The 7,206-nt window shown below is 72.6% G+C and carries 6 protein-coding genes; 1 reads left to right on the top strand and 5 read right to left on the bottom strand.

Annotated features, from left to right (window positions below):
* Positions 1-740: 740 nt before the first annotated feature.
* Positions 741-1,937, top strand: a complete 1,197-nt coding sequence (locus Sco07f_RS39745; RefSeq protein WP_159106946.1) for a M23 family metallopeptidase — start codon at positions 741-743, stop codon at positions 1,935-1,937.
* Positions 1,938-2,074: 137 nt separating this feature from the next.
* Here the strand turns inward: Sco07f_RS39745 and Sco07f_RS11350 are convergent, their stop codons facing one another.
* From Sco07f_RS11350 to Sco07f_RS11330, 5 genes are all read right to left on the bottom strand, one after another.
* Positions 2,075-2,812: an ABC transporter permease gene (locus Sco07f_RS11350; protein ID WP_007445540.1), complete on the bottom strand. Its 738-nt coding sequence runs from the start codon at positions 2,810-2,812 to the stop codon at positions 2,075-2,077.
* Positions 2,793-3,770 carry an ABC transporter ATP-binding protein gene (locus Sco07f_RS11345; protein ID WP_108987753.1) on the bottom strand — a complete coding sequence of 326 codons (978 nt, stop codon included), beginning with the start codon at positions 3,768-3,770 and terminating at the stop codon, positions 2,793-2,795. Before Sco07f_RS11345 ends, Sco07f_RS11350 begins: the two co-directional genes overlap by 20 nt.
* Positions 3,771-3,840: 70 nt before the next feature.
* Entirely contained in the window at positions 3,841-5,025 is a 1,185-nt protein-coding gene (locus Sco07f_RS11340; protein WP_108987752.1) for a S8 family peptidase, read from the bottom strand.
* A gap of 249 nt (positions 5,026-5,274) precedes the next feature.
* Positions 5,275-6,033, bottom strand: coding sequence for a response regulator transcription factor (locus Sco07f_RS11335; protein ID WP_108987751.1), 759 nt, complete (start codon positions 6,031-6,033; stop codon positions 5,275-5,277).
* A gap of 54 nt (positions 6,034-6,087) precedes the next feature.
* The gene (locus Sco07f_RS11330; RefSeq protein ID WP_007445536.1) at positions 6,088-6,930 is read right to left on the bottom strand and encodes a helix-turn-helix transcriptional regulator; all 843 of its coding nucleotides are present in this window, start codon (positions 6,928-6,930) and stop codon (positions 6,088-6,090) included.
* Between the last annotated feature and the right edge of the window lie 276 nt (positions 6,931-7,206).

Below are 7,206 nucleotides of genomic sequence, written 5' to 3'. Positions count from 1 at the left end.
GATGTTCCGCCGGGCGCCGCACTGGACCCCGTGCGGGCCGGGACACGCGATGGTGAATCCGTTCTTCCCGGTCCGAAAATCGCGTCGGCGCGTCCTTTCGGCCGGCGTCCGACGGCGTCGGTTGTCCCGGTGTCAGGAGCGCTGGACCCGCTCCGACCTGACCTTCCACCCGCCCGGACCCGACAGCGGCGACCGCGTCGGGACGTCGTGGCGGGCAGGCGACACAAGAATCAATGCATCATGCATCTTCATTCCCGAAGCCCCCGTACCTGCACTGTTTCCCTGAGTTCACTAGCAATTCGAAAGACACTCACCCGCTCCCTCACGGGGAGCGGCGGTGGTGGTTTCACTCGTTCCACATCGGTGTGCATGTTCGTCGACTCGAACGAACGCTGTCAACAGATCCGATCCGCGGCCCGGCACCACCGCCCGAGCGGCTTTTCTGCTGCATCGTCACCACTGACCTGCACCGATTCAACATTGCACCACCCTGATTCGCGCGGGCCGGGCCGGACCACGCGTCGCGGAACTAGGAGAAAGTCCATTCATTGGTTTCACCGGGGGACGCCCGGGTGTGCCCCGGGGTGAGGTGGGAAAGCCATACGTGGTCCGGCCACGCGCCACCCGCTCGACCGGCCACGCGCCACCCGCCCGACCCGTCAGAAGCCCGCATTCCGGCCTCCCGCGGCCCCCACGGGCGTCCGCCGCATCGCGTTCCTACCTCTCCGGGAGCCCCGTCCATGGCCCTTGCACTGCTGACCTCGGCCCTGCTCCTCTGCCTCCTGGTGGCCGTCCACCGGTACCTGTACCGACGGCTCGTCAAGGACGTGACGGTCCCGGGCGGCCGGGGACGGCGCCTCGGCGCGGCGCTGGTGTGGCTGTCGGCCGCGCTCACCCTGCTCCTGCTGACCGCGGGACCCGCCGAGCCCTCCCCCGGCGTCCGGCGGATCGCCGAGCGCGTCGCCGCCGTGTGGCCGACGCTGCTGCTGTGCCTCACCGTCGCGCTGCTCCTCGGCGAGGCCGTCCGCCCGCTGGTCCGGCGTCTCGCGGCCCGTCGGGCCGCCCCCGCTCCGGACGCGTCCCCGCGGGAGGGGGAAGGCGGGGCTGCCACGGGCGCGGCTGCTCCCCGGGCTGCCGACGACGATCCCGCGCGCAGGCTCTTCGTGGCGCGCACCGTCGCGATCGGCGCCTCCGCCCTCGCCACGGGCACCGCGTCCGTCGTGCTGGCCCGGTCGGGCGAGCCGGCCGGACAGGATCCACGGGCGGAGGGGGTGACGATCGCGCTGCCCTTCACCGGCCCGTGGCGGGTGAGGAACAGTCCGGCCCGGCGGGTCCCCAGCCACGGCACCAGTCTCCTCGGCAGCAGTCACGCCATCGACTTCGTCGCCGTGGACGAGCGGCACCGCACGGCGGGGAGCCGGTCCTGGCGGACCTTCCTCGCCACCGAGCCGCCGGAGCTGTTCCACGCCTTCGGCCTGCCGGTGCTCGCCCCCGTCGACGGGCGGATCGTCGCCGCCCACGACGCCGAGCCGGACCACGAGGCGCGGCGGTCGCAGCTGGCACTGGTGCCGTACATGCTGGGGCAGGGGGCTCGGCTGCGCGAGGGGGTGCGCGCCATCGCCGGGAACCACGTGATCATCGCGCTCTCCCCGAGCGGTCCGTTCGTCGCCCTGGTGCACTTCAAGGCCGGTTCGGTCCGCGTCGCCGTCGGCGACACGGTGGTCGTGGGCCAGCACATCGCGGACTGCGGCAACTCCGGCAACTCGACCCAGCCGCACGTGCACGTCCAGGCCATGGACAGCGCCGACCTCTCCGTGGCCCGTGGGCTGCCGATGCGCTTCCCGGCGTACCGGGAATGGAGCCGGGGGCCGGGCGGCGGGTTCCGTGTCGTCGAGGGGACCGCGCCGCGCGAGGAGTCCGTCGTGGAGCCGTTCTGAGGACACCCCCGGCGGCCGGCGTCCGGGGGGGGGCGGGTACGGCGGTCGGAACGCCGGGGACGGCGGACGGGGCGCCGGGGACGGCGGACGGGGCGCCGGGCGGGAACGTCGTCGCCCGGCGCCCCGTCCGCGCGGGGTCAGGGCCTGCGGGTGATCACCCGGTGGGTCAGCAGGAACCCGCCGAGCGTCCAGGCCGCCAGGACGGCGAAGGGAAGCCCCGAGACACCGTCCGCCGGGGTGGCGAGCGTGTCCCGGACCGCCTCGGCCATGTACTGGAACGGGAGCACCGTGTGCACGGACTCGAACCAGTCCGGCAGCCGGGAGGCCGGGAAGGTGATCGGTGAGAACATCAGCGCCACGAAGACCACGAGTTGGGACATCAGCCGGGCGACCGGCGGAGCCATCCCGTACCCGATGCCGTACCCCAGCCCGATGGCCGTGAAGGCGGTCAGCAGGACGGCGGGGAGCACCAGCGGGCTGATGTCGAGGTCCAGGTCGAAGCGCAACCCCGCGACGACGAGCGCGGCCACCATGCCGGGCAGCGCGGTGAGCAGCGCGATCGTGGCGTCCGAGGCGATCAGGGCGCTTCTGGGCACCGGCAGGGAGCGGTTGAAGTCGAAGATCCCCTCCTGCTTGGAGGACGCCACCTCCTGGGGGCCGATCACCATGCCCACGGTGATGAGGCCGAGCACCGGGGCACCGGTCGCCAGGTAGAGCGCGGTGGCGTCGTCCATCTCCGGCACGAGGTAGGCGAATCCGACGATGATGCCCACGGCGAGACAGGTCTGGATGACGAGGTTGAGGGGCAGGGTCGCGCGGCTGCGCAACGCGGTCCATCCCAGCAACAGGCCGTAACTACGCAACCAGTGAGTCATCCTTCTCCCCCTCTTCCGTCCCCGGTCCGCCCGGCGTGTCCTCGCCGCCCACGAGTTGCAGGTACACGTCCTCCAGACCGACCGGCAGCAGGGCGAACTCGTCGATGTGCCCGGCGTCACGCAGCTCCTGGGCCCAGGCGAGGGCCGTCGAGGCCGCGCCGGAGGCGATGGGCACCGCCATCCGCCTGGAGGTGAGCAGGGGCGGCCCCTCGACGGGGAGGTGGGCCGGCAGCTCCGGCAGACGGTCCGGGAGGGCCGCGGTCAGTTCCAGCCTGAGGTCGCCGGGCGCCCGGGACCGCAACTGGGCGGCGGTGCCCTCCGCCATCACCTTTCCGGCACCCATCACGACGATGCGGTCCACGCTCCGTTCGGCCTCCACCACGTTGTGCGTGACGAGGAGCACGGCGTGACCACGGTCCGCGAGTTCGCGGATCTGCCGCCACAGCAGCCTGCGGCGCACGGGGTCCACGTCGTTGGTCGGTTCGTCGAGCATGGCGACGCGGCCGGGCTCGGCCGCCGCCATGCCGTAGGCGGTCAGGCGGCGGATGCCGCCGGACAGCCGCTCCCCGGTGGTGTCGGCCCACTTCCCGAGGTCCAGCGCGTCGATCAGCTCCCCGGTCCGCTCGGCGGCGGCCCGCTTGTCCAGGCCGCGGATCCGGGCCATCGTCCTGATGGCCTGCCTCGGGGTCACCCCGGTCAGCGGGGCGTGGCCCTGGGGCATCACGGAGACCACCCGGCGGGCCCGGGCGGGTTCGGCGACCGGGTCGCAGCCGTCGACGCGGATGGTTCCGGAGGTGGGCACCACGAGCCCGGCCACCTGGTTGATCAGCGTGGTCTTCCCGGCTCCGTTGTGCCCCAGCAGACCGACCACCTCACCGGCCTCGACGCTCAGGCTGATGCCGTCGTTGGCGCGGGTGCCGTCGCGGTAGCGCTTCACGAGTTCTCGGATGGTCAGCAAGATTCCGCCCGGTGCTGTGGAGGGGTGCGAGTGGGACGTGGCGACGGCGGGGCGCCGCCCAGTCTCGGGGTCATCGTGCGGTCCGCAGCAGCTTGTTGGCGGTGCCGGCCGGTACGCCGGTGAGCGTGTTCTTCACGGCCCGGTTCTTCAGGGCCTTGTTCACGGCCCGCGGTGAGGCGTGCGGCCGCTCGCCCAGCAGGAGCGCGGCGGCGCCGGACGCGTGCGCGGCCGCGACCGAGGTGCCGGACTCGGTGGCCGTGCCTCCGCCCGGCCGGGCGGAGGGGATGTCCACACCGGGGGCGTAGAGGTCCAGCCCCTTGCCGTGGTTGCTGAACGGGGCGACCCGGTCGGCGCAGTCGGAGGCGCCGACGGTGAGGCCCTCGGCCACCCGGGCGGGCGAGGAGTTCGCGAGGTCGACGCCGTCGGCGCCGGCCGACATCGCGTAGGTGACCCCGGCGTCGATGGAGCGGCGCACCGCGTCGTCGAGGACGTCGCTCGGCGGGGCCCCGATGACGAAGTTGGCGACCGAGGGCCCGTCGGCGTGCTCGGTGACCCAGTCGATTCCGGCCACCACCCCGGCGAGGGTGCCGCCGCCCTGCGCGTCGAGCACCTTCACCGAGATCAGCCGTGCCTTCTTGGCGACGCCGTGCTCCGTGCCGCCGATGACGCCGGCCATGTGGGTGCCGTTGCCGTGCTCGTCGCCGCCGTCGCCGCCGAAGGCGTCGAAGCCGAACCCGGCGCGGGGCCTCAGCTCCGGGTGGTCGTAGTCGATGCCGGTGTCGATGACGTACACGTCGACGCCCCGTCCCGCCGAACGGGGGTAGCCGTACGAGCCGTCGAGGGGCAGCGCCCGCTGGTCGATCCGGTCGAGCCCGCAGGACGGCGGGGACGACTGGACCGCCTTCGGGGAACGGGCACGGTGCACCACGGTGTTCTGCTCGACCAGGCGTACACCGGGGTCGGCGGCCAGGCGCCGGGCCTGCCTCGCGCTCCCCTCGATCAGCGCGCCTCGCAGCGCGTGGTCGAACGTGTCGCGCACCCGCACCCCGTAGGCGTCGGCGAGGTCGGGCTCCGCTCCGTCCTCGAAGACGACGAGGTAGCTCCCGTCCACCGCCCGGTCGCTGCCCGCGTTGGCGACGGTCGCGGCGTCGGTCGCGTGTCCCGGGGCCGCCGTCGCGCCCACGCAGAGCAGAGTGCCCAGAGCCAGGGCGGCCATCGGTGCTGGACGGCGACGGGCGAGCCGTTCTGACGACATTTCTGTCCCCTCGAGAGAAACGTTTTCACTTGGCAGGGCAGCGCGGTGCGCTCCCGGTGGACCAGTTCCGAACGCGTCGCGGACGCGCCGCCGGACTTCGCCGACCACGTTCCCCCGCGCGGGCGGCAACGCGCCGGGTCCGGCCCCGATCACTGAAAGAATTCCCAGACCTGCGGGCCCCGGCTTGCCCCGGCCGCACGGCGTCGCGGCGCGCGCGACAGCGGTGGAAGCAGCGCGATCCGCACGGCGTCAGGCGAAGGGCTGGGCCTGGCGTATCGAGTAGAGCCCGTCCTCGGGGGAGTCCACGAGGCGGGCGGGCGCGAGCCGGTCCCGCAGGGCGGCGAGCCGGGCCGGCACCGTCGCCCGCAGGGACACCCGATGGGCCCGCACGATCTCCTCGACGATCCGGTCGGCACTCAGCGCCTCGCCCGGCCGCCGGGCCAGTGCGGCGAGGATGTCGAACTCCTCGTCGGGCAGTTCGGTCGGGGCTCCGTCGACCAGGACGGCCCGTTCGCGCAGGTCGACCCTGACCCGCCCGGCCAGCAACAGGTCCGGCAGTGGCTCCTCGGCGGTGTCCTCGAGGGTCTCCTCGGCGGTGTCCGCGGTGGGGCCGGGCCGGGAGGCGCCCTCGGTGACGGAGGGATCGGCCGGCCCGTTGCGGCGTACGACGGCACGGGTGCGGGCGAGGAGTTCGGCCAGGTTGTAGGGCTTGACGAGGTAGTCGTCGGCTCCCAGGTCGAGCGCTCGCACGCACGACTGGTGATCGTCCCGCGCGCTGGTCACGAGGATCGGGACCGAGCCGGTGGCACGTATCGCGCCGCACAGCCAGAAGCTGTCGCAGTCGGCGAGGGCGAGGTCGAGCAGGACCGCGTCCGGCCGGGTCCGGTCCAGCAGGCTCAGGGCGGCCGCGCCGGTGGACGCGGACACCGCCTCCAGTCCCTGCTCCTCGAGAGCCGCGCCGAGGGCCACCGACACCCGTTCGTTGGGCTCAACGACCAGTAGTTTCACATCATCCTCGTTCTGGCGTGCTCGGTGTGGGGGTTGTCCGGCGTCCTGGTGTGCTCAGCGTCCCGAGGTCTGGCGCTGCGACCGGGGGCGGGTGCCCCCGCCGCATCCGGCCTCTGCCGTCTGCTGGTCCGAGCGGATGCAGTCGGGGAGCACCCTCGGCGGCCAGGCGCCGAGGCTGAACAGCCCCATCGAGTACGCCTTCGCCGCCAGCGCCGTCCGGTTGGGCACGTCGAACTGCCGCAGCAGCATGCCGACGTGGTACTCGATGCCCTGCCGGCTCAGGAACAGCTTGGCGGCCAGGCGCACCGTCGGGTCGCCCGCCGCGACGCCCTCGAGGACCTTCGCGCTGAGGGGGGCCAGCTTCCACCGGGAGCCGTCCCGCGCCGCGCGTTCGTCGGTCGTCGTCTCGGGCATGAACTGGACGACGATCATCTCGACCCGGCCGGCGTCACCGGTCACCGGGAACGCCGTGATCCTGCCGGACACCACGGTCCCGTGGACGGACAGGACGAGGGAGTGCCCGACGAGACGGGAACGGTGGCCCTGCACGAGCCGCCCGAACTGACGCAGCGTGTGCTGGCGCACGCTCGGGTGCAGGAACTCGACGAGTTCACGTCCGCGCAGTTCGTCCGGCCGCTGGGTGCACCGGGGCATCAGGGGATTGTTGACGGAACGCACCCGCAGATTCGCGTCGAGGACGGCGAGGGCGATTCCGGAATGCTCGAAAAAGGACTGGAAGGCGTCGCGGTACTTCTCAGTTCCTATTTCCGCGTCGCACCGGGAAGCGTCTATTTCCTGAAGTGTTTCGACGGGGCCCGGACTTTCGCCGCGGAGCGTAGCACACGCCTCCGTCACACGAAAGGGCCCCTCCACTGTGCCGGTCTTCGCGTGGGCCATACAAGCCCTCCTCCCCTCTTCCGAGCGTTCACTGGCTGCGAGCCAGGCTACGGAGCAGGGACGTCGGCGTGCAATCGGACCAGGGGCCCCCGACGAAAGACTGTGGTCGCCTCCGCACGGGTTCGGAGAGACCGTCACCGGGCACCGGCAAAGGGCGGGAAACGGCCCGTGGGAGCAATCGACACCCGCCGTCCCACCATGCTTTTCCGGCATTTCGGCCCACATTTTCCGGGAAGGCCGCGGCGGGAGCCGGTTTACCCGCGAGTAGCCCGTTCG

The sequence above is a fragment of the Streptomyces coelicoflavus genome (genome assembly GCF_003112555.1).
Lineage (GTDB): Bacteria > Actinomycetota > Actinomycetes > Streptomycetales > Streptomycetaceae > Streptomyces > Streptomyces coelicoflavus.
The sequence above is the reverse complement of the archived record's forward strand: the minus strand, read 5'-3'. Positions and strand labels throughout refer to the sequence as shown.